Source organism: Streptomyces sp. NPDC096311 (assembly GCF_044763085.1).
GTDB lineage: Bacteria > Actinomycetota > Actinomycetes > Streptomycetales > Streptomycetaceae > Streptomyces.
Genome location: NZ_JBIWFN010000024.1, coordinates 1 through 21,589, shown reverse-complemented (window position 1 = coordinate 21,589; position 21,589 = coordinate 1). Strand labels below are relative to the sequence as shown.

Annotated in this window: 19 protein-coding genes and 1 pseudogene; 11 read left to right on the top strand and 9 right to left on the bottom strand. The window is 70.7% G+C overall.

Going from position 1 to position 21,589, the window contains the following annotated elements:
• Positions 1-45: 45 nt before the first annotated feature.
• Positions 46-468 (top strand): annotated as a pseudogene (locus ACIRA5_RS43220) (3'-5' exonuclease); the annotation flags it as partial.
• A 92-nt stretch (positions 469-560) separates the two neighbouring features.
• Here ACIRA5_RS43220 and ACIRA5_RS43215 read toward each other — a convergent pair.
• Positions 561-1,424: a phosphotransferase enzyme family protein gene (locus ACIRA5_RS43215; protein ID WP_403700955.1), complete on the bottom strand. Its 864-nt coding sequence runs from the start codon at positions 1,422-1,424 to the stop codon at positions 561-563.
• A gap of 215 nt (positions 1,425-1,639) precedes the next feature.
• Here ACIRA5_RS43215 and ACIRA5_RS43210 point away from each other — a divergent pair, with 215 nt between their 5' ends.
• From ACIRA5_RS43210 to mgt, 4 genes are all read left to right on the top strand, one after another.
• Complete coding sequence (locus ACIRA5_RS43210; RefSeq protein ID WP_403700952.1) at positions 1,640-2,575, top strand: carbohydrate ABC transporter permease; 936 nt, start codon at positions 1,640-1,642, stop codon at positions 2,573-2,575.
• Positions 2,572-3,405: a carbohydrate ABC transporter permease gene (locus ACIRA5_RS43205; RefSeq protein ID WP_403700949.1), complete on the top strand. Its 834-nt coding sequence runs from the start codon at positions 2,572-2,574 to the stop codon at positions 3,403-3,405. The genes ACIRA5_RS43210 and ACIRA5_RS43205 overlap by 4 nt, the downstream gene beginning before the upstream one ends.
• A 29-nt stretch (positions 3,406-3,434) precedes the next feature.
• Entirely contained in the window at positions 3,435-4,739 is a 1,305-nt protein-coding gene (locus tag ACIRA5_RS43200) for an ABC transporter substrate-binding protein (RefSeq protein ID WP_403701262.1), read from the top strand.
• A gap of 130 nt (positions 4,740-4,869) precedes the next feature.
• Positions 4,870-6,072 carry a macrolide-inactivating glycosyltransferase gene (gene mgt, locus ACIRA5_RS43195; protein WP_403700946.1) on the top strand — a complete coding sequence of 401 codons (1,203 nt, stop codon included), beginning with the start codon at positions 4,870-4,872 and terminating at the stop codon, positions 6,070-6,072.
• A gap of 67 nt (positions 6,073-6,139) precedes the next feature.
• Here the strand turns inward: mgt and ACIRA5_RS43190 are convergent, their stop codons facing one another.
• Positions 6,140-8,407, bottom strand: coding sequence for an MMPL family transporter (locus ACIRA5_RS43190; RefSeq protein ID WP_403700943.1), 2,268 nt, complete (start codon positions 8,405-8,407; stop codon positions 6,140-6,142).
• A 276-nt stretch (positions 8,408-8,683) separates the two neighbouring features.
• Between ACIRA5_RS43190 and ACIRA5_RS43185 the strand changes: the two genes are divergently transcribed.
• On the top strand, positions 8,684-9,232 hold the full coding sequence (locus ACIRA5_RS43185) for a DUF1697 domain-containing protein (RefSeq protein ID WP_403700940.1): 549 nt from the start codon (positions 8,684-8,686) through the stop codon (positions 9,230-9,232).
• Positions 9,225-9,602, top strand: a complete 378-nt coding sequence (locus tag ACIRA5_RS43180; RefSeq protein WP_403700937.1) for a DUF4440 domain-containing protein — start codon at positions 9,225-9,227, stop codon at positions 9,600-9,602. The genes ACIRA5_RS43185 and ACIRA5_RS43180 overlap by 8 nt, the downstream gene beginning before the upstream one ends.
• On the opposite strand, the gene ACIRA5_RS43175 is transcribed toward ACIRA5_RS43180, so the two are convergent.
• The gene (locus ACIRA5_RS43175; RefSeq protein WP_403700935.1) at positions 9,583-10,449 is read right to left on the bottom strand and encodes a transglutaminase-like domain-containing protein; all 867 of its coding nucleotides are present in this window, start codon (positions 10,447-10,449) and stop codon (positions 9,583-9,585) included. The two genes, ACIRA5_RS43180 and ACIRA5_RS43175, sit on opposite strands and share 20 nt — an antisense overlap.
• A 34-nt stretch (positions 10,450-10,483) precedes the next feature.
• A complete protein-coding gene (locus ACIRA5_RS43170; RefSeq protein WP_403700932.1) occupies positions 10,484-11,314 on the bottom strand; it encodes an aldo/keto reductase in 831 nt (276 codons plus the stop codon).
• Between the two features lie 39 nt (positions 11,315-11,353).
• Here ACIRA5_RS43170 and ACIRA5_RS43165 point away from each other — a divergent pair, with 39 nt between their 5' ends.
• The 4 genes from ACIRA5_RS43165 to ACIRA5_RS43150 all read left to right on the top strand — a co-directional run bounded on the left by ACIRA5_RS43165 (position 11,354) and on the right by ACIRA5_RS43150 (position 16,481).
• Positions 11,354-12,391, top strand: coding sequence for a ketopantoate reductase family protein (locus ACIRA5_RS43165; RefSeq protein ID WP_403700930.1), 1,038 nt, complete (start codon positions 11,354-11,356; stop codon positions 12,389-12,391).
• A gap of 10 nt (positions 12,392-12,401) precedes the next feature.
• The gene (locus ACIRA5_RS43160; protein ID WP_403700927.1) at positions 12,402-13,001 is read left to right on the top strand and encodes a TIGR03086 family metal-binding protein; all 600 of its coding nucleotides are present in this window, start codon (positions 12,402-12,404) and stop codon (positions 12,999-13,001) included.
• A gap of 93 nt (positions 13,002-13,094) precedes the next feature.
• A complete protein-coding gene (locus ACIRA5_RS43155; RefSeq protein WP_403700924.1) occupies positions 13,095-13,724 on the top strand; it encodes a DsbA family protein in 630 nt (209 codons plus the stop codon).
• Between the two features lie 156 nt (positions 13,725-13,880).
• Complete coding sequence (locus tag ACIRA5_RS43150; protein WP_403700922.1) at positions 13,881-16,481, top strand: fibronectin type III domain-containing protein; 2,601 nt, start codon at positions 13,881-13,883, stop codon at positions 16,479-16,481.
• Positions 16,482-16,485: 4 nt separating this feature from the next.
• Here ACIRA5_RS43150 and ACIRA5_RS43145 read toward each other — a convergent pair whose 3' ends face one another.
• The 5 genes from ACIRA5_RS43145 to ACIRA5_RS43125 all read right to left on the bottom strand — a co-directional run.
• On the bottom strand, positions 16,486-17,226 hold the full coding sequence (locus ACIRA5_RS43145) for a sirohydrochlorin chelatase (RefSeq protein ID WP_403700919.1): 741 nt from the start codon (positions 17,224-17,226) through the stop codon (positions 16,486-16,488).
• A gap of 7 nt (positions 17,227-17,233) precedes the next feature.
• On the bottom strand, positions 17,234-18,154 hold the full coding sequence (locus tag ACIRA5_RS43140) for an ABC transporter permease (protein WP_403700917.1): 921 nt from the start codon (positions 18,152-18,154) through the stop codon (positions 17,234-17,236).
• Entirely contained in the window at positions 18,141-18,929 is a 789-nt protein-coding gene (locus ACIRA5_RS43135) for an ABC transporter ATP-binding protein (RefSeq protein WP_403701259.1), read from the bottom strand. Before ACIRA5_RS43135 ends, ACIRA5_RS43140 begins: the two co-directional genes overlap by 14 nt.
• Before the next feature lie 36 nt (positions 18,930-18,965).
• Positions 18,966-20,081, bottom strand: coding sequence for an aliphatic sulfonate ABC transporter substrate-binding protein (locus ACIRA5_RS43130; RefSeq protein WP_403700914.1), 1,116 nt, complete (start codon positions 20,079-20,081; stop codon positions 18,966-18,968).
• 232 nt (positions 20,082-20,313) lie between these two features.
• On the bottom strand, positions 20,314-21,589 hold a 1,276-nt coding region (locus ACIRA5_RS43125), incomplete at its 5' end, for a sulfate adenylyltransferase subunit 1 (RefSeq protein ID WP_403700911.1).

Below are 21,589 nucleotides of genomic sequence, written 5' to 3'. Positions count from 1 at the left end.
ATCAACGACGACGGAGAACGTGAGACACGGTCGTGCGTGGATAAGGCCTTCGACCTGACCCTGCTCTCCGCCGAACTGCGCAGGTACGGGCTGCCGTCGTTGCGCGAGCGGCTCGGCGGGACCGACCCCGCGCCGGTCGTCGACCCATACACGATCGACCGCTCCGTCGACCGCTACCGCCGAGGCAAGCGCAACCTCGAAGCGGTCTGCACGGAGTACGGCGTGTCGCTGGACTCAGCCCACGACGCCTCGGCCGACGCCCTCGCCGCGGCCCGGCTCGCCCGTGCGATAGCCGACCGCCACCCGAAGGTCGCGGCCCTCGGCCCGGCGGAGCTGCACCGCCGCCAGATCGAGTGGTACGCCGAGTGGGCGGCCGACTTCCAGAGCTTCCTGCGCCGCAAGGGGGAGACGGACGCGGTGGTCGACGGGACATGGCCGATGCGGGACGTGGCGGACCAGAAGGTCTGACCGGACCCGCGCCGGACCGGACCCGCGCCGGACCGGGCCCAGCTGGACGGCCCGCACTGCCCGGGGAGCCCGGAAAGGTCAGCCGGGAAGCGTCAGAACGGGTACCAGCGCACGGTCTCGTCCCCGTCCCGCAGCGATGCCACCCGTCGCTCGAACTCGGCCAGGGCCTTCGGGTTGCTCGGCGCATGCTGGGCCACCCAGGCGCAGCTGGCGGTCTCGCGGGCGCCTCGGAGTACGGAGCAGCCCTCCCACGCGCGCACATCCCAGCCGTAGGCCTCGGTGAAGGAGTCGTACGCCTCGGCGGGCAGCCCGTAGCGGTCGCGGGAGAGCGCCATGACCACCAGGTCGTGCTCGCGCAGATCGGCGGAGAAGGTCTCCAGGTCGACCAGGACCGGGCCGTCGGGACCCACGTGCACATTGCGGGGCAGTGCGTCGCCATGGATCGGGCCCGGCGCGAGATGCGGGGTGAGCGCGCCCGCGGCGTCCGCGAAGCCGTCGCGCCGGGCCCGCAGATATGCCGCGTCCGCGGGGTCGATCGCCTCACCCGCGAGCCGCAGCCAGCGCTCCACCCCGCCCAGCAGCTCGCGGGGCGGCAGGGGGAAGGAGGGGGAGGGCAGGGCGTGCACCACCCGTAGCAGTTCGGCCAAATCCCGCGGCTCGGCGGGACGTACGGGATCGGGCAGCCGGTGCCACACCGTCACCGGGTGACCGTCCACCAGCAGAGCCGCGGTCTCGGCCGCCCGCACCGCGGGAACGCCCGCCTCGGCGAGCCATGCGGCGATGTCCAGTTCCCGCCGGGCGCGGTCGAGGAGTTCGGCATCGCGTCCCACCTTGACCACCAGGTCACCGGCGGCGAACACCGCGTTCTCGCCCAGGGCGAGGAGCGTCGCGTCCCGCGCCGGCCCGGGCAGCACCTCGGCCGCGGCCAGTACGTCCCGCGCCCGTGCCTCGTCCATCCTTCGCCTCCGTGTCCTCGCGCACAGCCCGTGCACGACCCTTGTGTACGACCTTCGGGTAAGGCGTCGCGTTCCCGCCATCCGTCGGCCAGTGTCGCATTCGCACAGGTCGGACCGCGTGCGAGGAGTCTTGACGGCCTCCGTCTCCGTCAGGACCATGACGAGGGCCGCCGGGACGGCCAGAACGCCACGAGTCGCGCAAAGGGGCCGATTCCATGACATTGGCGAGCGCGACCAGGCGGCCGGCGACGCGCACCCCCGATGCGGGCGGGAGGCGGCGCCCCGTCGACCACGGAGCCTGGTTCCTGGTGCTGCCCGCGCTGATCCCGATCCTGGTGTTCAGCGTGGGACCGCTGCTCTACGGGATCGCGCTGGCGTTCACCGACGCGCAGTCGGGCCGCACGGCGCCCACACGGTGGATCGGGGCACTCAACTTCCAGGACCTGCTGCACGACACCCTGTTCTGGGACTCGTTCCGGATCGGACTGCTGTGGGCGGTCGGGGTGAGCGTGCCGCAGTTCCTCCTCGCCCTGGGCCTCGCGCTTCTCCTCGACCAGGACCTCCGCCTCCGTCCGCTCTCCCGCGCCCTCGCGATCATCCCCTGGGCCATGCCCGAGGTCGTCGTCGGCATCATGTGGCGGCTCGTCTACAACCCCGACGCGGGGATCCTCAACGAGACCCTCCGCGACCTCGGCCTCGGCGACGGCCACGACTGGCTGAGCGGTCTCGGCACCGCCCTGCCCGCGGTGATCGTCGTCGGCGTCTGGGCGGGCATGCCGCAGACCACGGTCGCGCTGCTGGCCGGGCTGCAGAACACCCCGCGCGAACTCCACGAGGCGGCCGCGATGGACGGCGCGGGAGCCTGGCGCCGCTTCCTGACCGTCACCTGGCCCGCCCTGAGACCGATCGCCCTCGCCATCACGGCGCTGAACTTCATCTGGAACTTCAATTCCTTCGCCCTGGTCTATGTGCTGACCAACGGCGGACCCGGCGGCCGGACCCGGCTCCCCATGCTCTTCGCCTACGAAGAGGCCTTCCGCTACGGGCAGTTCGGCTACGCGGCGGCCATGGGCTGCGTGATGGTCGCGGTGATCTCGGTGCTGCTCGCGATTCGGCTGGCAGGCCGGCTGAAGGGAGACGAGGACGCGTGAAGACCCGCAAAGGGGCCCGCGCGGGCCAGTACCTCGCCCTGCTCGCCTATCTCGTCTTCCTGGCCTTCCCTTTCCTCTGGCTGATCTCCACCGCGTTCAAACCGGCTCGCGAGCTGGCCAGTCTCCACCCCACCTGGATCCCCCGGAGCCCCACCCTCGCCAACTTCCGCCAGGCCTTCGACGAGCAGCCGCTGCTGCACGCCGCGCTCAACTCGCTGCTCGCGGCCCTCGGCGCCGCGGTCGTCGCCGTACTGATCGCGACCCCCATGGCCTACGTCATGGCGCGCCACCGCACCCCGCTCGCGAAGGCCGCCACGGGGTGGGTCGTGGTCAGCCAGGCGTTCCCGTTCGTGCTCGTGATCATCCCGCTGTTCCTGGTCCTGAAGAACCTGCGGCTGATCGACTCCCTACTAGGGCTGATCATGATGTACGTGGTGTGGGCGCTGCCGTTCGCGCTGTGGATGCTGGTGGGGTACGTACGGGCGGTGCCCGCCGAGCTGGAGGAGGCGGCGGCGGTCGACGGGGCGGGAAGGGTGCGAACGCTCGTCTCCGTCACCGTTCCGCTGCTCGCACCCGGCATCGTGGCGACGGCGCTGTTCGCGTTCATCAGCGCGTGGAACGAGTTCTTCTTCGCGCTCGTGCTGCTCAAGACCCCGGAGAAACAGACCCTCCCGGTCGTCCTCACGCACTTCATCGGGGCGGAGGGGGTCGCGGACCTCGGCCCGCTCGCCGCGGCGGCGACCCTCGCGACGCTGCCGTCCCTGGTCGTCTTCGCGATCATCCAGAAGCGGATCACGGGCGGCATGCTCGCCGGGGCGGTGAAGAGCTGATGCGCGGGAAGCTGATCCGCAGGAAGCCGATGCGTGGGAAGCCGGTGCGCGCGAGGGGATGGGTCGCGCTGGTCATGGGGCTGCTGCTCCTGCTGGGCACGGGCTGCTCCGGTGGCGGCAGCGGATCGCAGGGCGGCCGGATCACCCTGCGCTTCCAGTCCCTGGCCTGGCAGCAGGAGTCCGTCGCCGCGAACAAGGCGCTGGTGAAGGAGTGGAACGCCACCCATCCGGACGTCAAGGTCGAGTACGTCCAGGGCAGTTGGGACAGCGTCCACGACCAGCTGCTCACCTCCTTCGAGGGCGGCGAGGCGCCGGACATCATCCACGACGCCTCGGACGACCTCGCGGACTTCGCCTACGGCGGCTATCTCGCCGACCTGCGGACGCTGCTGCCCGCGCGGCTCAAGTCCGGCATACCGCAGCACAGTTGGGACAGCGCGACCTTCGGGGACGGGGTCTACGGCGTGCCCTTCCTCCAGGAGCCACGTGTCCTGATCGTCAACGCCGGATGGCTGAAGGCGTCCGGCGTCCGCATTCCGACGCCCGAACGGCCCTGGACCTGGGGCGAGTTCCGTGCGATCGCGAAGCGGCTGAGCGGCAAGGGCAGGTACGGCGTCGCCTGGCCGCTCAGGGAACCCGTCTCGGCGACGCTCAACCTCTCCCTCTCCACCGGCGGACAGCTGTTCCACCGGGGCGCCGACGGCAAGGTGACCGTCCGCTTCGACACGGCCGACGCCGTGGTGCCGAGGACCGTGCACGACGAGGTGAACACGGACCGCAGCGCCTCCAGCGCCACGCTCGGCATGGGCGGCTCCGACACACTGCCCGGCTTCTTCGGCGGGAAGTACGCGATGGTGCCGCTCGGGTTCTCCTACCGCCAGCAGATCGCGCAGCAGGCGCCGAAGGGTTTCGACTGGCAGGTGCTGCCCGCCCCGGCCGGCGCGGACGGGCTCACCCAGGGCGTCAGCCCGCAGACCCTGTCCATCGCCGCCGACAGCCCGCACAAGAAGGAGGCCGCCGCGTTCATCGACTTCCTGCTCCGGCCCGAGAACATGGTCCGCCTGGCCCTCGGCGACTGGATGCTGCCCACGGGGACCGAGGCGCTCAAGGACCCCGCCCTGCACACCGCCAAGGACGGCTGGGCGACCGGCGCCGCCCTCGCTTCCCATCTCCGCCCGGCCCCCGCCCAGTCCGTGCGCGGCTATCCGGAGTGGAAGGACAAGGTGGCGACCCCCGCGTTCCAGGAGTACTACAGCGGGGCGATCGGGCTCGCCGAACTGAGAAAGCGGCTGGTGAGGGACGGGAACCTGGTACTGGCCCGCTATCAGAGGTGAGAGGGCAGGGCCAGAGGTGAGTGGTCGGCGCCCGAGGTGAGAGGGCAGGACCGGCCTCGTGGCGGCGGTGGCCGTCGACACGAGCGAAAACAGGTTGGACGAGACGTCTCGTCTTGTCTAAGGTCGTCGCATGACCACCCGCCCCGCCCACATCGCCATGTTCTCCATCGCCGCCCACGGGCACGTGAACCCGAGCATCGAGGTGATCCGCGAGCTCGTGGCGCGCGGTCACCGTGTGACGTACGCGATTCCGCCCGCCTTCGCCGAGAAGGTCGCCGAGACGGGGGCTGAGCCGAAGCTGTGGCACTCGACCCTGCCCACGGACGACGAACCGGAGGCATGGGGGACCGAGCTGATCGACAACATCGAGCCGTTCCTGACGGACGCCCTGCAGGCCGAGCCGCAACTCGCGGCGGCCTACGAGGGTGACGAACCGGACCTGGTGCTCTACGACATCACCGCGTACCCGGCCCGGGTGCTCGCCCACCGCTGGGGCGTCCCCGTCGTGCAGCTCTCCCCGAACCTCGTCGCCTGGGAGGGGTACGACGAGGAGGTTGGCAAGCCGCTGTTCGAGCCGCTCAAGCGGACCCCGCGCGGCAAGGCGTTCTACGACACCTTCGCGCGCTGGATCGCGGAGAACGACATGGACCTGAGCGTCGAGGACTTCATGGGCCGCCCCGACCGGTGCCTGGTCCTCATCCCCGAGGCACTCCAGCCGAACGCCGACCGCGTCGACGAGAAGCGGTACACCTTCGTCGGCGCGTGCCAGGGCGACCGCGCCGCGCAGGGGGACTGGCGGCGGCCCGCGGACGCCGAGAAGGTGCTGCTCGTGTCGCTGGGCTCCACCTTCACCAAGCAGCCCGCCTTCTACCGCAGGTGCGTCGAGGCCTTCGGCGGGCTGCCGGGCTGGCATGTCGTGCTGCAGATCGGCCGCTTCGTCGACCCCGCGGAGCTGGGGGAGGTGCCCGGCAACGTGGAGGTCCACCCGTGGGTGCCCCAGCTGGCCATCCTCCGCCAGGCCGACGCCTTCATCACACACGCCGGAGCGGGCGGCAGCCAGGAGGGGCTGGCCACCGGCACCCCGATGGTCGCCGTACCGCAGGCCGTCGACCAGTTCGGCAACGCCGACCTGCTCCAGGCGCTGGGCGTGGCCCGCCACCTGCCGATGACGGAGGCCACGGCCGAGACCCTGCGGGAGGCGGTCCTCGCCGTGGTCGAGGATCCAGAGGTGGCGCGTCGACTACGGGAGATCCAGGAGCGCTCGGCGGGAGAGGGCGGCACCGGACGGGCGGCCGACCTCATCGAGGCGGAACTGCGCCTGCGTCAGGCGTAGCCCCGACGCACGGCGACGTGGCCGAGGCATGCGCGCCCCGGCCACGTACGACCTCACCGTGCGGAGATCAGACGCTCACCTTCTCGCCCTCGACCGCCGGCGGTCCGGACGCGGCCTCCGGCGACTCGTCGTGGGTGAAGTCCGGCAGCCGGTTCAGCCACTTCGGCAGATACCAGTTGCGCTCGCCGAGCAGCGCCATCACGGCCGGCAGCAGCACCCCGCGAATGATCGTCGCGTCGATGAGCACCGCGGCCGCCAGGCCCACACCCATCTGCTTCATGGACTGCATGGACAGCGTCCCGAAGATCGCGAAGACGGCGACCATGATGACGGCGGCGCTGGTGACGACACCGGCCGTCGTGACCACCCCGTGCCGGATCGCGTCCTTGGTGTCCCGGCCCCGCAGCCGCGCCTCACGGATCCGCGAGACCACGAACACGTGGTAGTCCATCGAGAGCCCGAAGAGGATCACGAAGAGGAACAGCGGCAGCCAGGTGATGATGGCGCCCACGCCCTGCGCGCCGACCAGCGAGGCGCCCCAGCCGTGCTGGAAGACGGCGACCAGGATGCCGTAGGCCGCCGCGACCGACAGGAGGTTGAGCACGATCGAGGTGATCGCGATCGTCAGCGAGCGGAACGAGAGCAGCATCAGCAGGAAGGCGAAGACGACCACGAACGCGAAGACCGGGGCCACCGAGCCCAGCAACTGGTCGCTGAAGTCGTGCGATCCGGCGACCTGTCCGGTGATCGGCGCCTGGACGCCGTCGACCTTGCCGAGCGTGTCGGGCCGCACCGTGTCGCGCAGCAGCTGAAGGCTCTTCTCCGCCTTGTCCTGGTCGGAGCCGCCCACGAGGGGCACGTACACGAAGGCGACGTTCTGCGCGGCGTGCACCTTGATGTCGACCGGGCCGCGCGAGGCGCCCGAACTGATGGCCTGGGTACGGAAGTCGGCGAGCGCGGACTTCACGTCGGCGGCGTTGATGTCGTGCGCCTTGACGACCACCTCGGCCGGTTCGGAGCCGCCCGGGAAGGCGTCGTTGACCCGGTTGTACGTCCCCACGATCGGCAGCGAGTCGCCGAACTCCTTGTCCAGCGTCAGCTGTTGCGTCTTCATGCCGAGGGCGGGAGCGGCGATGGCCAGCAGCGCACCGGCCGCGACGACCAGCGAGACGGCGGGCTTGGCGAGTACGACCCGCAGTACCGCGCTCCAGAACCGGCTGCCCTCCTCGGCGGACCGGACGCGCTTGCCCCTGGCCCGCCGCTTGTCCGGGTGCAGGAACGGCAGGCGGCCCTTCTCGACCCGCTCGCCGAGCAGCGAGAGCAGCGCGGGCAGCACGGTGACCGAGCCGACCATGGCGACCGCGACGACCATCAGCGAGGCCAGTCCCATCGCCTCGAACTCGGCGAGCCCGGTGAAGAGCATGCCGGCCATCGCCACGCACACCGTGACACCGGAGACGACGATGGCGCGGCCACTGGTGGCGGCGGCGATCCGCAGCGCGGCACCGGCGTCCCGGCCGGCCTCGCGCTCCTCGCGCTCACGGCGCAGATAGAACAGGCAGTAGTCGACGCCGACGGCCAGACCCACCAGGAGCATCACGGAGTTGGCGGTGTCGCTCATCGGCTGGAGGTGGCTGACGATGCCCATCAGACCCATCGTCGCCATGATCGCGGTGAGCGCGAGCGCCACCGGGAGCAGCGCCGCCACCAGGGCGCCGAAGGCGATCAGCAGAATGCCGAGGGCCACCGGCACCGCGGAGTACTCGGCCTTCTTGAAGTCGTCACCGAACGCGTCGGAGAAGGTCTTCTGCATGCTGGCGCCGCCGATCTCCTCGATCCGCAGCCCCGCGTGGTCCTTCTGGACGCCCTTGACGGCGTTCAGCACCGGCTCGACGCGGTCACCCGCGGTCTCCGCGTCGCCCCGCATGTCGAACTGCACGAGCGCGCTGCGCCCGTCCCTGGAGATCGTCTTCGTGTCGTACGGGGAGGTCACGTCCGTGACCTTGCCGGTCCCCTCGACGGCCTTGACGAGGGCCGTGACGGCGGCGCGGAAGTCGGCGTCCGTCGCCTTGACGCTCGCGTCCTTCCCCTGGATCAGGACGCTCTCACCGGCCGGGGCCTTGATCCCCGAGTCCTCGATGATCTTCGCGGCGGTGTGTGTCTCGCCCTTGAGCTGATCGCTCTCCTTGACGTCGACGCGGCCCGCCGCGGAGCCGAGCCCCATCGCCAGGACGACGAACAGCACCCAGATTCCCACGGCGGCCCATCGGTGCCGGGCGCTCCAGCCGCCTGCCCGCGCGGCGATGCCCCGCACCCGTATGTCTCCGTTCCCCATGACGGGCCAGCCCCCTTGTGCACGGTGACAGCCCCCTGCCGTCACCTCTGCTTATGAAGGTAGGGGCCGGATAAGAACCTCTCCTCGTGCTGCCCGGTGAACCCCGGGACCTCCGGCTCCTCCCCGCGGACCCCGTCGCCTCCGCACTGGGGAGGACAGGGGCCCCTTACACCTATCCGGGCCTCTCGGGGATCCGGATCAGGGTGCGGCCGCCGATCGGGACCGGGGTGCGGGTGTTGATCCACAGGGGCCCGACGGCCGTCCTATGGTGTGCGGATGACGACGACGTACGCCGCACTGCTGCGCGGGATCAACGTGGGCGGCAACAAGAAGGTGCCGATGGCCGAGCTCCGCACACTGATCGAGGAACTCGGCCACGACGACGTACAGACGTATCTCCAGAGCGGCAACGCCGTCTTCTCCACCGACCGCGGGGACGAGGACTCCCTGGCAGCCGAGTTGGCCGAGGCCATAGAGAAGCACTTCGGCTTCGGCGTCGGCGTACTGGTCCGCGACCACACCTATCTGAGGGCCGTCCGGGAGGCGTGTCCGTTCCCGGCCGCCGAACTCGAGGGCAAGCAGCTGCACGTCACCTACTTCTCGGGCCCCGTCGACCCCGAACGCTTCGCCTCCGTGGACCCGGCGGTGTTCCTGCCGGAGGAGTTCCGCATCGGCGACCGGGCGCTCTATCTGTACGCACCCGACGGCCTGGGACGCTCCAAGCTCGCCGAGGCCCTGTCGAAGCCGCGGCTCATCAAGGGCGTCACCGCCACCAGCCGCAACTGGAACACGGTCGTCAAACTCGAGGAGCTGACCGGTGCCTGAGCACAACCCCGCCGTGGAGGCCGCCATCATGGGCGAACTGCGGCTGCTCGACGCGGAGGTCCGCCGCTCGCCGGAGCGGCTCGGAGCACTGCTCCACCCCGACTTCTACGAGTTCGGCAGCTCCGGGCGGCTGTGGGACCGCGCCTCCGTCCTCGCCGAACTGACCGGCGACGCCGCGCCCGGGTCGCGGCCCCTCACCGCCTCACGGATGAAGGGCGTCCAGCTCGCACCGGACCTGGTCCACCTCACCTTCGACACGGAGGAGGACAACGGCCGCCGGGTGCACCGCAGTTCGCTGTGGCGGCGGACGGAGGAAGGCTGGCGCCTGTACTTCCACCAGGGCACACCGTTCAGGTCCGGCCCAGAGTGATCTTTCGTACGCCGCCATAGGTGGTGTACGAGACGATCTCGTCCGGGACCGTCAGCCTCGGGTCCCGGTACAGGCGTCGCAGCTCGTCCTCGCTGCCGGCCGCGGCGACGGAGTCGATCAGGGCGAGCTCGTCCGCGTCGAGCGCGGCGTCGTCGAGGATCTCCGGGCCCCAGGCGTCCCAGGGCAGTAGCTCGACGCCGTTGAGAGCGGCCAGGTCGCGCAGGACGTCGGCGCGGACGCACCACAGGCCGTGATGCGACAGACCCTCGATGCCGTTGAGGTCGAACACGCCGAACCTCCGGGGGTCGGCTCCTGCCTCGCGGCACGCCCGCCAGGCGTCCGTGGCCACCAGGAACTGGTCGCGGGGCACGTCCATCGGGTCGAAGTCGATGTCGTACTCGTGGTGGACCTGTGGGTCGGCCAGCCGCCAACCGCCGTCAGGCAGCCGGTACTCGGTGACCCAGTGGTCGGCGTAGTACGCGTCGAAGTACCGGGCGAAACCACAACGGAGCCGGGCCGCCGTCCCCGTGGCCCGCAGCAGGGAGCAGTGCAGCAGCGCGAAGTCCCGGCACGTTCCCACGAACCGCTCCGCGGGCGCCCGCCGTTCGGTGAGCGGCGCGTCCCGGCGCTCGGTGAGGATCCGCAGCACCTCCGTCGCGTCACGCGACTCCGCGTCCTGGTGCACCCGTTCCTCGGGGATGGCATAGTCGAAGCGCGGGCCCTCGCCCCGATGGATGATCAGATCTCGCACGACGCGGGCGAGTTCACCAGGATCGCGGGGCAGTCCGCCGAGGTCCAGGGCGTCGCCCGGATCGCTGCAAGGCGTCTGCTTCAGGTACTGGTCCATGCCCGGAACCCTCGTCCTTGCCCCAGGGGCAGGGTCAACCCAGCGCCGCCATGTCCTCGGCGGTGAGCCGTACCGCGCCCGCGTCGAGGTTCTCCTCCAGATGGACGAGGGATCCCGTGCCCGGGGTCGGGCAGAGCACCGGGGAGCGGTGCAGCAGCCAGGCCAGGGCGATCTGTCCCGGTGTCGCCCCGTGCGCGGCGGCGATCCGGGCGCACTCAGGGGCGGCGGTGAGGGAGCCGTTGCCCAGCGGGAACCAGGGCAGGAAGGCGATGCCGCGCGCCTCGCACAGCTTCAGCAGCGGTTCCGAGTCGCGGTCGAGCAGGTTGAATCGGTTCTGGACCGAGGCGATGTCGGTCGACTCCAGTGCCTCTGCCAGCTGTTCGGCGGTGACGGTGTCGAGCCCGATGTGCCGGATCTTGCCCTCCGCGCGCAACTCGTCGAGCGCGCCCAGCTGTTCGGCCATCGGCACGGCCGGATCGAGCCGGTGCAACTGGTACAGGCCGATCGCCTCGAGCCGCAGCCGCCGCAGGCTCGCCTCGCACATCGCCCGCAACTGCTCGGGCCGCCCGGCGACGTGCCAGGCACGGTCACTGGTGCGCACGACGCCGCCCTTGGTCGCAATCAACAGGCTCTCGGTGTACGGGTGCAGCGCCTCGGCGACCAGCTCCTCGGTGATCGAGGGACCGTAGTTGTCGGCGGTGTCGACGAGGGTGACCCCGAGCTCGACGGCCCGCCGCAGCACGGCCACCGCGTCCCGGACGTTCCCGCGCGGCCCCCAGTAGCCGGGACCGGTCAACTGGGCGGTGCCGTAGCCGAGCCGCCGCACCGGCGGCAGACCGCCGAGGGCGAAGCTTTCCGAAACCATTTCATGGAGGGTACACACGACTGTGCGAGGCTCGTCCCCATGCGCTACATCATCATCGGAGCGGGAGCGGTCGGCGGGGCCATCGGCGGTCGGCTGGCGGAGGCGGGCCACGAGGTGGCACTGGTCGCGCGGGGAGCGCACTACGAGGCGCTGCGCACACGCGGGCTGCGGCTCATGACCTCGGAGGGGACACGTACGCACCGGCTGCTCACGGTCGACGGGCCCGCGGCGCTCGGAGAGCTGCGCGCCGACGACGTACTGGTCCTGGCGGTGAAGACGCAGGACAGCGAGGCGGCCCTGGAGGCGTGGGGCCCGGCCCCCGTGGTGGGCGGTGGCACGGCCGCCGAACGGCTGCCGCTGGTCTGCGCGCAGAACGGGGTGGAGAGCCCCCGGATCGCGCTGCGCCGCTTTCGTCGGGTGTACGGGGTCTGCGTCTGGCTGCCCGCGACCCTCGTCGAGCCGGGTGCGGTGTCGGCGGCGGGCGCCCCGCTCACCGGAATCCTGCACCTGGGCCGCCATCCGCACGGCACGGACGACACGGCCCGCCGCATCGCAGCCGACCTGGAGAAGGCCCACTTCGAGGCACCGGTCGTGCCGGACGTGGCGCGCTGGCAGTACGCCAAGCTGCTCGGCAATCTCGCCAACGCGATCGAGGCGGTCAGCGGCGTCCTGACCAGCGAGGAGGGCCTGGCGCTCTACGCGCGGGTGCGCGCGGAGGGCGAGGCGGTGCTGGCCGCCGCCGACCTCGCGTACACCGGCGAGGAGGAGCAGAAGAAGGTCCGCGACAACAAGATCCGGTTCGAGCCCTTCGACGGCTCCGAACGCGGCGGCGGCTCCTCCTGGCAGTCCCTCGACCGCGGCACCGGCACCATCGAGGCCGACTACCTCAACGGCGAGATCGTCCTCCTTGGCCGGCTGCACGGTGTGCCGACCCCGCTCAACGAGCTGCTGCAGCGGCTCGCGAACACCTTCGCGCGCGAGCGCAGGGCGGCGGGGTCGCTGCCGGTCGCGGAGCTCGTACGCATGGCCGACGAGGCTGTCGCGTTTGTTCAAGAGGAGCGCGCGCCGCGTCCCTAGCGTGGAGCGCATGAGCAATCCGTACAAGAACGTGCACCCGTACATGGTGGAATGCGCCGCCGAGGCCGCCCGGGTGGCCGGCGGTGTCACGGCGGCGCAGCTGGCGGAGCCCGGTCCCACGCACTGCCCGGACTGGGACCTGCGCGCCCTGGTGAACCACTGGGTCCTCTACACCTCGCACGGCCTGGAGCACCGTGCGCTGCGGCGGCAGCTCTCCGAGGAGCTGACCGGCCGCGACTTCACGGCGGATCCCGGCTGGGCGCGGGCATACGCCGAACAGCTCGACCGTGCCGTGACCGCCTGGGACGACCCCGCGGTGTGGGAGGGCGAGGTCGACCTCGGGATGGCGAAGATGCCCGCCGCCGACATCGCCTCGATGATCGTCAAGGAAATGGCGGTGCACGGCTGGGACGTCGCGACGGCCACCGGCCAGGAGTTCCGGATCTCGGACGGCGCGGCCCGGTTCGTCCTGGACGTCGTCGACACGCACGCCGAGCTGTACCGCCAGTACGACGGCTTCGCCGATCCGGTACCCGTGCCCGACGACGCGCCCGCTTTCGAGCGCGCCCTCGCCCACAGCGGCCGGGATCCACGCCTGGCCCTGCGGTAGGGCTCGTCGCACAAGGAGTCGGGGGATTGGGCCAGTGAATCACCCTCGGATTGGATCGCGATTCTGTGCCATTGACTGGCTAGCCTCGACGGTATGACGAACCCGAGGACGGACGACTCGCCCACCCGCGTCGACTTCTACTTCGACCCGGCCTGCCCCTTCGCCTGGATCACCTCACGCTGGATGCTGGAGGTCGAGCGTGCCCGCCCGCTCGACCTCCGCTTCCGCGTGATGAGCCTTCACCTGCACAACCTGGGCAATGAACTCCCCGACTGGTACCGGGAGTTGGTCGACAAGTCCGTCGGTCCCGTGCGGGTCGCGGTGGCCGCCGCCGCACAGCACGGCGAGAAGGTGCTGCGCGACCTCTACACCGCCTTCGGCACCCGCATCCACGACCGGGGGGTCGAGGACTTCGACGCCGTGGTCGCCGACTCCCTCGCCGAACTGGGGCTCCCGGCCGCGTTGGCCGCCGCGGCCCACGACTCCGCGTACGACGAGGCGGTACGCCGCAGTCACGAGGCGGGCCGGGAGTCCGGCTCGGACGGCTATGTGGGCACGCCCACCCTCCATGTCGACGGAACGGTGTGGTTCGGCCCCGTCCTGCGGGCCGTTCCGCGGGGCGAGCGCGCGGCCGAGCTCTTCGACAGCTTCCGTGTTCTCGCCGCCCACCCGGACTTCTTCGAGCTCAAGCGGACGCGGACGGGAGGACTGTCTTTCGACTGAACAGCGGTCTGGAATATGAACACTGCTCGGATGAATGGGTGTCCATGGGGAGGGAGTTGGGCCGTTCTCTGTCGCATTCATTGACGGTGGCGCGTCATAGATCCTACCTTTCTCGGCGTTGGGTACCGGCTGATCCCACGGGAGGGGAACATGCCCATGCGCCGAAGAGCCGCCCTAGTCACCCTGATCTCCACGGTCCTGGCCCTCGGAATTCCGGGTGCCGTGTCCTCCGCCCAGCCCGCGTCCTTCGACCTCTACGTCTCCCCGAGCGGGAGCGACCACGCGAACGGCACCGCCCGCCACCCCGTACGCACCCTGGAACACGCCCGCGACCTGGTGCGCAAGCGGGTCGCGGGGATGAAGGGCGACCTGACGGTCCACCTCGCGTCGGGTACGTACCGGCAGACCGCACCCCTCACCCTCGACGCCCGGGACTCGGGCACCGGCGGCCACCAGGTGATCTGGCAGGGTACCGGGAACACCGTCATCAGCGGTGGCCGGCAGGTCCAGGGCTGGCGCCCGGTCACCGGGAGGGCGGGCCTGTGGTCCGCGCCCGCTCCCCAAGGCCTCACCGACACCCGGCAGTTGTACGTCGACGGGGTGCGCGCCCAGCGCGCCCGCGGAGCCGTGCCGGTGACCCTCACCCAGACCGCCACCGGGTACACGGCGTCCTCCGACGCCCTCGCGCACTGGAAGCACCCCTCCGACGCCGAGTTCGTCTACACCAGCGGCGAGTCCCTGTGGAACGTCGAGCGCAACGGCCTGGGCCAGTGGACCGAGCCGCGCTGCCGCATCGCCGCCGCCGAGGGCACCACGATCACGATGGTCCAGCCGTGCTGGGACAACTCCAACAAGCGCGTCGAGTTCCCGGACATCCCCGGCCGCACGGTCAGCATGGTCGGGCCAGGCCACCTCACCAACAGCGGCAAGGCGACGTACGTCGAGAACGCCTACGAACTCCTGGACCAGCCCGGCGAGTGGTACCTCGACCGCAGCGCGCACCGGGTCTACTACCTGCCCCGCAAGGGCGAGAACCTCGCGCGCGCCGACGTCGAGGCGGCACAGGCCGAGAAACTGATCGACGGACGGGGCACGGCCGCCGCGCCCGTCCACGACCTCGCCTTCCGCGGCCTGCAGTTCAGCTACGCCACCTGGCTCACCCCCTCGGGGCCCGAGGGTTTCTCCGAGATCCAGGCGGGCTACACCATCACCGGCGAGAAGGGCTGGGCGACCCAGGGCCTGTGCCAGTACGTCGAGGGCGGCACCTGCCCCTTCGCGTCCTGGACCAAGATGCCGGGCAACGTCTCCTTCGCCCACGGGCAGCGCATCGCGTTCAGCGACGACGTCTTCGCCCATCTCGGCGCGTCCGGCCTCGACCTGGGCACCGGCTCGAAGGACTCCACGGTCAGCGGCAGCGTCTTCACCGACATCTCCGGCAACGGACTGGAGATCGGCGGAGTGGACGGGCAAACCCCCGCCTCCGGAGTCCAGGTGACGGACAATCACCTCTACGGGCTGCCCCGCGAGTTCCACGGCGGCGTGGCGATTCTCAACGGCTGGACCCAGAGCACCACGATCGCCCACAACCAGATCGACCACGTCGGCTACAGCGCCGTCTCGCTCGGCTGGGGCGGCTGGCCCGACAAGATTGGCGACCCGGCGACCCCCAACCCCAGCCACGACAACACGGTCCGCGACAACCTGATCTTCGACTACATGCAGATGCTCGACGACGGCGGCGGCATCTACACCCAGGGACTGACGGGCACCTCCCTGGCCGACGGCGAGAAGGTCACCGGCAACGTCATCCACGACCAGTGGGGCCTGGGCAAGAACGTCTACACCGACAACGGCTGCACCTACGAGACGGTCGAGGGCAACGTCCTCTACAACGCCTCCTACGCCAACGTCGCCTCCCGTCACACCGACTACCGCGACACCCTCGGCAACAACGACCCGACCCTCGTCAAGGACAACTGGTGGGAGGAGGGAACCGCCGACGGCGACAACAAGGGCCTGGTGACGACCGGCAACAAGATCATGGCGGCCCCGTCCGACGTACCGTCGCAGATCATCGGCAACGCGGGACTCGAACCCGCCCACCGCGGACTGCTGAACCGCCGCGTCGGCGCCGTCTCCACCCCGGAGGCACCCTCCCGCGTCGGTACGAGCACGGCGGGCGTCGACGCCCTGTACGTCACCTTCAACCCGAGCTTCGTGGACGGCGGTTCACCGGTGACCGGCTACACGGCGCGGGCGTACGACGCGTCCGGGCGCCAGGTGGGCGAACAGGCCGTCGGCGCGGCCGAGTTCAAGCGCACGGCGGTCGTACGGATCGGTGGACTGCCCGCGTCGGCCGGCCCGCTCACGGCCACCGTCACCGCGAACAACGCCCACGGCGCCAGTGCCCCGTCGCTCGCCTCGCTCCCGCTGACCCCGACCGCCGTGACCGGGCTGCCGGGTGCACCGACCGGCCCCAAGCTGCGTACGGCGTCCACCGCGGCCACCGTGGCCTGGACCCCGCCGACGGCGACGGGCGACGCCAAGGTCGTCGGCTACCGCGTCACCGTCTCCGACGGCCGCGCACCGATCGACGTCACGGGCCGGGACGTGCTGGTCGGCCAGCCCTCGGCGAAGGGCATGTTCCGGGTGATCGGCGGCCTCAGGCCGGGCACCTCGTACACCGTCACGATCGCGACGGTGACGGCGGCGGGCACGGGACCGGCGGCCACCGTGACGGCCAGCACCAAGGCATGACCGTTCAGGCGCCGAGCGCCACCGGCACGGGGACGCGTGCCTCGTCGTACCGGTCCAGCAGGACCCGTGCCACCTCCGGCGCCGGGCCCAGTACGTCGGCCAGTACGTCCGCCTCGGCGGCGCCGCGGGCGATGCGGTCGGGGAGGAAGCCGGGGGCCAGGACGTAGGGGGCGACGGCGACACGGGCGCAGCCGAGGGCGCGCAGTTCACGCACCGCGTCCTCGGTACGCGGAAGGGATGCGGAGGCGAACGCGGGCCGCACGGCGCACCAACCGGTGTGCCGCCACTCCCGCGCGATTTCTGCGATCACCGCGATCGCCTCCGGGTCGGTGGACCCCGCGGAGGCCAGCACGACCCCCGTCGAGGACTTGTCGGCGGGGGTCAGCCCCGCCTCGTACAGCCGGCGTTCGAGCGCCGCCGTCAGCAGGGGGGAGGGGCCGAGCACCTGCGCCTGGCGGATGCGCAGCCGCGCCGGGGCCTCCCGCAGGACCGCCGGGATGTCCGCCTTCGCGTGGAAGGCGCGGGTGAGCAGGAGAGGGAGGGCGACCACATCGCGTACGCCCTCCGTCGCCAGGGACTCCAGCACCGCCGGCACCGAGGGGATGTTGAAGTCGAGGAAGCCGGTCTCCACGCGCAGGCCCGGACGCCGGGCCCGCACACGCCGTACGAGGGCGTGCACCGTCGCGGCATGACGCGGATCGCGGCTGCCGTGGGCGATGACCAGGAGGACCGGACGACTCGTCATGACGGGCTCAGCTCTTCACCAGGAGACCGCGGCTGCGCAGCACCCACCGCTCCAGCGGGCTGAAGATCAGCAGGTCGATGGCGATACCGACGAACAGGATGAGGAAGATGGCGAGGAAGACCATCGACATGGAACTGGCGGTGCGGCCGTTCTCCAGCAGCTGACCGAGGCCGATGCCCAGGTCGGGGGAGGAGGCGATGATCTCCGCCGCCATCAGGGAGCGCCAGGAGAACGCCCAGCCCTGCTTCAGACCGGCCAGATAGCCGGGCAGCGCGGCCGGCATCACGATGTGCCAGGTCCCGCGCAGGCCCGTCGCCCCCATCGTGCGGCCCGCCCGCAGGAACAGCGGCGGCACCTGGTCCACGCCCGACACCAGGCCGTTGGCGATGGAGGGGACGGCGCCGAGCAGGATCACCGCGAACATCATCGAGTTGTTCAGGCCCAGCCAGATGACGGCCGGCGGCACCCAGGCCACGGAGGGCAGCGACTGGAGCCCGGAGAGGATGGGGCCGATCGCGGCGCGGACGAACTTCACCCGGGCCACCAGCAGACCCAGCGGGGTACCGATCGCCAGGGCGAAGAGGAACCCGAGCAGACCGCGCGAGACACTCGTCCAGATGTAGTCGAGCAGCGTGCCCTGCAGCCAGGCGTCCTTGACCTCGCCCCAGACGTCGGACGGGGAGGGCAGCTTGCTCGGGTCGGTGACGACCTTGAACGAGATCAGCGCCTGCCACACCACCAGCACCAGGGCGATGGCGACGAGTGGCGGCAGGATCTTCTCGACGAAGGTCTGGCGGAAGGCCGGCCGGCCCGAATGCGCGGTCGTCTCCAGGGCGTCGAGGCCCGCTTCCAGGCCCGCCATGTCGTTGCCGGGGCTGTCCTTGACGGGCCGGCCGGCCGCGTCGGCCTTCGTCTCAGTGCTGGCCATGGCGGCGGATCTCCCCACGCAGTTGTTCGGTGATCTCGACGGACAGCTCCGCCACGGCCGCGTCCTCGATACGACGCGGCTGCGGGATGTCGACCCGCCACTCGTGGGCCACCCGGCCGGGGCGCGAGGACAGCAGGACGACCCGCTCGGCCAGCCGCACCGCCTCACGCACGTTGTGGGTGACGAAGAGGACGGACAGCTGGGTCTCGCGCCAGATCCGGGTCAGTTCGTCGTGCAGGACGTCCCGCGTGATGGCGTCCAGCGCCGCGAACGGCTCGTCCATCAGCAGGATCTGGCTGTCCTGGGCGAGCGCGCGGGCCATCGCGACGCGCTGGCGCATACCGCCGGACAGCTCGTGCACCCGCTTCCCGTACGCGCCCTTCAGCCGGACGAGTTCGAGCAGCTCCTCCGCCCGGTCGCGGCGGTCGGACTTCGCGACGCCGCGCAGCCGCAGCGCGAGCTCGATGTTCTTGCCCGCGGTCAGCCACGGGAAGAGGGCGTGCTCCTGGAACATCAGGGCCGGACGCCCGTTGGTCGTGATGTTGCCCGCGGTCGGGGCGTCGAGGCCCGCGACCAGGTTGAGCAGCGTCGACTTTCCACACCCCGAGGCCCCCAGGAGGGTGACGAACTCGCCCGGCGCGACATCGAGGGTGATGTCGTCGAGGACGAGCTGGGGCCCCGCCGGTCCGGCGAAGGACTTCGAGACATGCTCGATCCGGGCGGCGTGCTCCGTCACTTCGGCGCCGTCGGCGGCCTTGGCGAGGGTTGTGGCCATGGTCGTCACCTCCTGGGAACTCATCGGTGTGGGTCCTTACTTGACGCCGAGACCGGCGTCGTCGACCGTGCTCTCGCCCGCGGCCCCCAGGACCTTGTTCAGGAGCGTGAGGTCGTAGATCCCGTTCAGGTCGGGCTTCTCCAGCAGGCCCGCCTTGACCGCGTGCTCCGCCTCGGTGTTGAGGGTGGAGGCCAGCGGGTCATTGGTGATCTGGATGGACTTCCAGGCCGGGTCGAGCACGTTCGCCGGGAGCTCCTTGCCGGAGTCGACCTTCAGCTGGGCGTTGGCCGCGGACTTCGCCTGGTCGGAGTTGGCGTTGATCCACTTGTTGGTGTCGACCGAGCCCTTCAGCACGGCCTCGACGACCTTCGGGTGCTCCTTGAGGAACTTCTGCGACACGATGATGTTCGTGATCACGAACTTCTTGTCGGGCCACAGGGAGGCCTCGTCGAGCAGTACCTTGCCGCCCTCGGCGACCAGCTTGGACGCGGTCGGCTCCGGCACCCAGGCGCCGTCGATGGAGCCGGACTTGTAGGCGTCCGGGGTGATCTTGTTGTCCGTGCGGACGACCGAGACGTCGCCCTTGCCGCTCTGTGCGTCGACCTTCCAGCCCTGCTCCGCGATCCAGTTGAGGAACGCCACGTCCTGCGTGTTGCCGAGCTGCGGGGTCGCGATCTTCTTGCCCTTGACGTCCTTCAGGGACGTGATCTTCTTCGGGTTCACCACGAGCTTCACGCCACCGGACGCCGAACCGCCGATGATGCGCAGGCTCTTGCTCTGGGACTTGGTGAAGCCGTTGATCGCGGGCGAGGGGCCGATCCAGCCGATGTCGATCGAGCCCGAGTTCAGCGCCTCGATCTCGGAGGGGCCCGCGTTGAAGATGGAGTACTCCGCCTTCGTGCCGCCCAGTGCCTTCTGGAAGAGGCCTTCCTGGCGGCCCACCAGCGCGGTCGCATGCGTGAGGTTGCCGAAGTAGCCGATCTTCACGGTGTCCAGACCCTCGATCTTCGAGGACCCGGCGGCGACGTTCTCCTTCGAGGAGGAGTCGGCCTTCTTCTCGGAGCCGTAGCTGCAGGCGGCGAGCGCGAGCAGGGGCAGTGCGACGGCGGCGACTATGCCGCGGCGTACAAGGGTCGAGCGGATGGCAGGCACGGGAGGGGTTCCTCTCGTTGGCCCGGCGGTCACGATCTCAGGTCGTGGCCGGGAGGTCGGCAGGTCTTCGTCGTCGCATCCGGGACGTCGGGTGGGGGGACGGGGCGCGCAGGCAGTGCGCGTACGTCATTACGCACATCGCGCCACTCCGCCCTGCCCGCTGCCGAGGGCGCCGCTGCCGACGCGGCCGCCCTCCTTGGCGAACGTGGAGTAGAAGTCGGTGGACTTCATGTCAGAAGTCCCACCCGTCGTCGTCGCCCTCGTCCTTGACCGGCTGCGGCGCGGCGAACGACTCGCCGACCATGCCCGCGGTCAGCGTGGTGCCGTCCGCCGGGTCGATCAGGATGAACGCGCCGGTGCGCCGGGAATCGGCGTACGAGTCGAGCGGAAGCGGCTCGGCGGCACGGATCTTGACACGGCCGATGTCGTTGGCGACCAGCTGACCCGGGTGCGGGTGCAGCGACAGGTCGTCGAGCGTCAGCCGGGACGGGATGTCCTTGACGATCGCCTTCACCGTGCGGGTGCCGTGCTTGAGCAGCACCCGGTGGCCGACGGTGAGCGGCTGGTCGGCCACGTGGCAGACGGTCGCCTCGACGTCCTGCGTGGTCGGGGGCGCGTCCTTGCTCGGCACGATCAGGTCGCCGCGCGAGACGTCGATGTCGTCCTCCAGCAGGAGGGTCACCGACTGCGGGGTCCACGCCACGTCGACGGGCTTGCCCAGCAGATCGATCCCGGCGACCTTCGTGGTGCGCCCGGAGGGCAGCACGGTCACGCTCTCGCCGACCCGGAAGCTACCGGCGGCTATCTGACCGGCGTACCCCCGGTAGTCGGGGTGTTCGGCGGTCTGCGGGCGGATCACGTACTGCACGGGCAGACGGGCGTGGCAGTGCCCCAGGTCGTGGCTGACCGGGACCGTCTCCAGGTGCTCCAGAACCGTCGGGCCGCCGTACCAGTCCATGTTCGCGGAGGCGTCCACCACGTTGTCACCGGCGAGCGCCGAGATCGGGATCGCGGTGATCTCGGGAACGCCCAGCTCGGAGGCGTACGCCGTGAACTCCTCGGCGATCGCGGCGAAGACGGACTCCTTGTACTCGACGAGGTCCATCTTGTTGACGGCGAGGACCACGTGCGGGACGCGCAGCAGTGCGGCGACCGCGGCGTGCCGGCGGGTCTGCTCGATGACGCCGTTGCGGGCGTCGACGAGGACGACGGCCAGGTCGGCGGTCGAGGCGCCGGTGACCATGTTCCGGGTGTACTGCACATGCCCGGGGGTGTCGGCGAGGATGAACCGGCGGCGCGCCGTCGCGAAGTAGCGGTAGGCGACGTCGATGGTGATGCCCTGTTCGCGCTCGGCGCGCAGGCCGTCGGTGAGGAGGGCGAGGTCGGGAGCGTCCTGGCCCCGGCTCGCCGAGACGCGCTCGACGGCCTCCAGCTGGTCCGTCAGGACCGACTTGGAGTCGTGCAGCAGTCGTCCGACCAGGGTGGACTTGCCGTCGTCGACGGACCCG

Bases quoted from the DNA above. Each gene is read 5' to 3' on its own strand.
- ACIRA5_RS43140 (WP_403700917.1), bottom strand. From the start codon at position 18,154: ATGGCCAGCACTGAGACGAAGGCCGACGCGGCCGGCCGGCCCGTCAAG.
- ACIRA5_RS43185 (WP_403700940.1), top strand. From the start codon at position 8,684: ATGACGACGACGTACGCCGCACTGCTGCGCGGGATCAACGTGGGCGGC.
- ACIRA5_RS43190 (WP_403700943.1), bottom strand. From the start codon at position 8,407: ATGGGGAACGGAGACATACGGGTGCGGGGCATCGCCGCGCGGGCAGGC.
- ACIRA5_RS43135 (WP_403701259.1), bottom strand. From the start codon at position 18,929: ATGGCCACAACCCTCGCCAAGGCCGCCGACGGCGCCGAAGTGACGGAG.
- ACIRA5_RS43155 (WP_403700924.1), top strand. From the start codon at position 13,095: ATGACGAACCCGAGGACGGACGACTCGCCCACCCGCGTCGACTTCTAC.
- ACIRA5_RS43150 (WP_403700922.1), top strand. From the start codon at position 13,881: ATGCGCCGAAGAGCCGCCCTAGTCACCCTGATCTCCACGGTCCTGGCC.
- ACIRA5_RS43215 (WP_403700955.1), bottom strand. From the start codon at position 1,424: ATGGACGAGGCACGGGCGCGGGACGTACTGGCCGCGGCCGAGGTGCTG.
- ACIRA5_RS43145 (WP_403700919.1), bottom strand. From the start codon at position 17,226: ATGACGAGTCGTCCGGTCCTCCTGGTCATCGCCCACGGCAGCCGCGAT.
- ACIRA5_RS43210 (WP_403700952.1), top strand. From the start codon at position 1,640: ATGACATTGGCGAGCGCGACCAGGCGGCCGGCGACGCGCACCCCCGAT.
- ACIRA5_RS43200 (WP_403701262.1), top strand. From the start codon at position 3,435: ATGCGTGGGAAGCCGGTGCGCGCGAGGGGATGGGTCGCGCTGGTCATG.
- ACIRA5_RS43160 (WP_403700927.1), top strand. From the start codon at position 12,402: ATGAGCAATCCGTACAAGAACGTGCACCCGTACATGGTGGAATGCGCC.
- ACIRA5_RS43175 (WP_403700935.1), bottom strand. From the start codon at position 10,449: ATGGACCAGTACCTGAAGCAGACGCCTTGCAGCGATCCGGGCGACGCC.
- mgt (WP_403700946.1), top strand. From the start codon at position 4,870: ATGACCACCCGCCCCGCCCACATCGCCATGTTCTCCATCGCCGCCCAC.
- ACIRA5_RS43165 (WP_403700930.1), top strand. From the start codon at position 11,354: ATGCGCTACATCATCATCGGAGCGGGAGCGGTCGGCGGGGCCATCGGC.
- ACIRA5_RS43170 (WP_403700932.1), bottom strand. From the start codon at position 11,314: ATGGTTTCGGAAAGCTTCGCCCTCGGCGGTCTGCCGCCGGTGCGGCGG.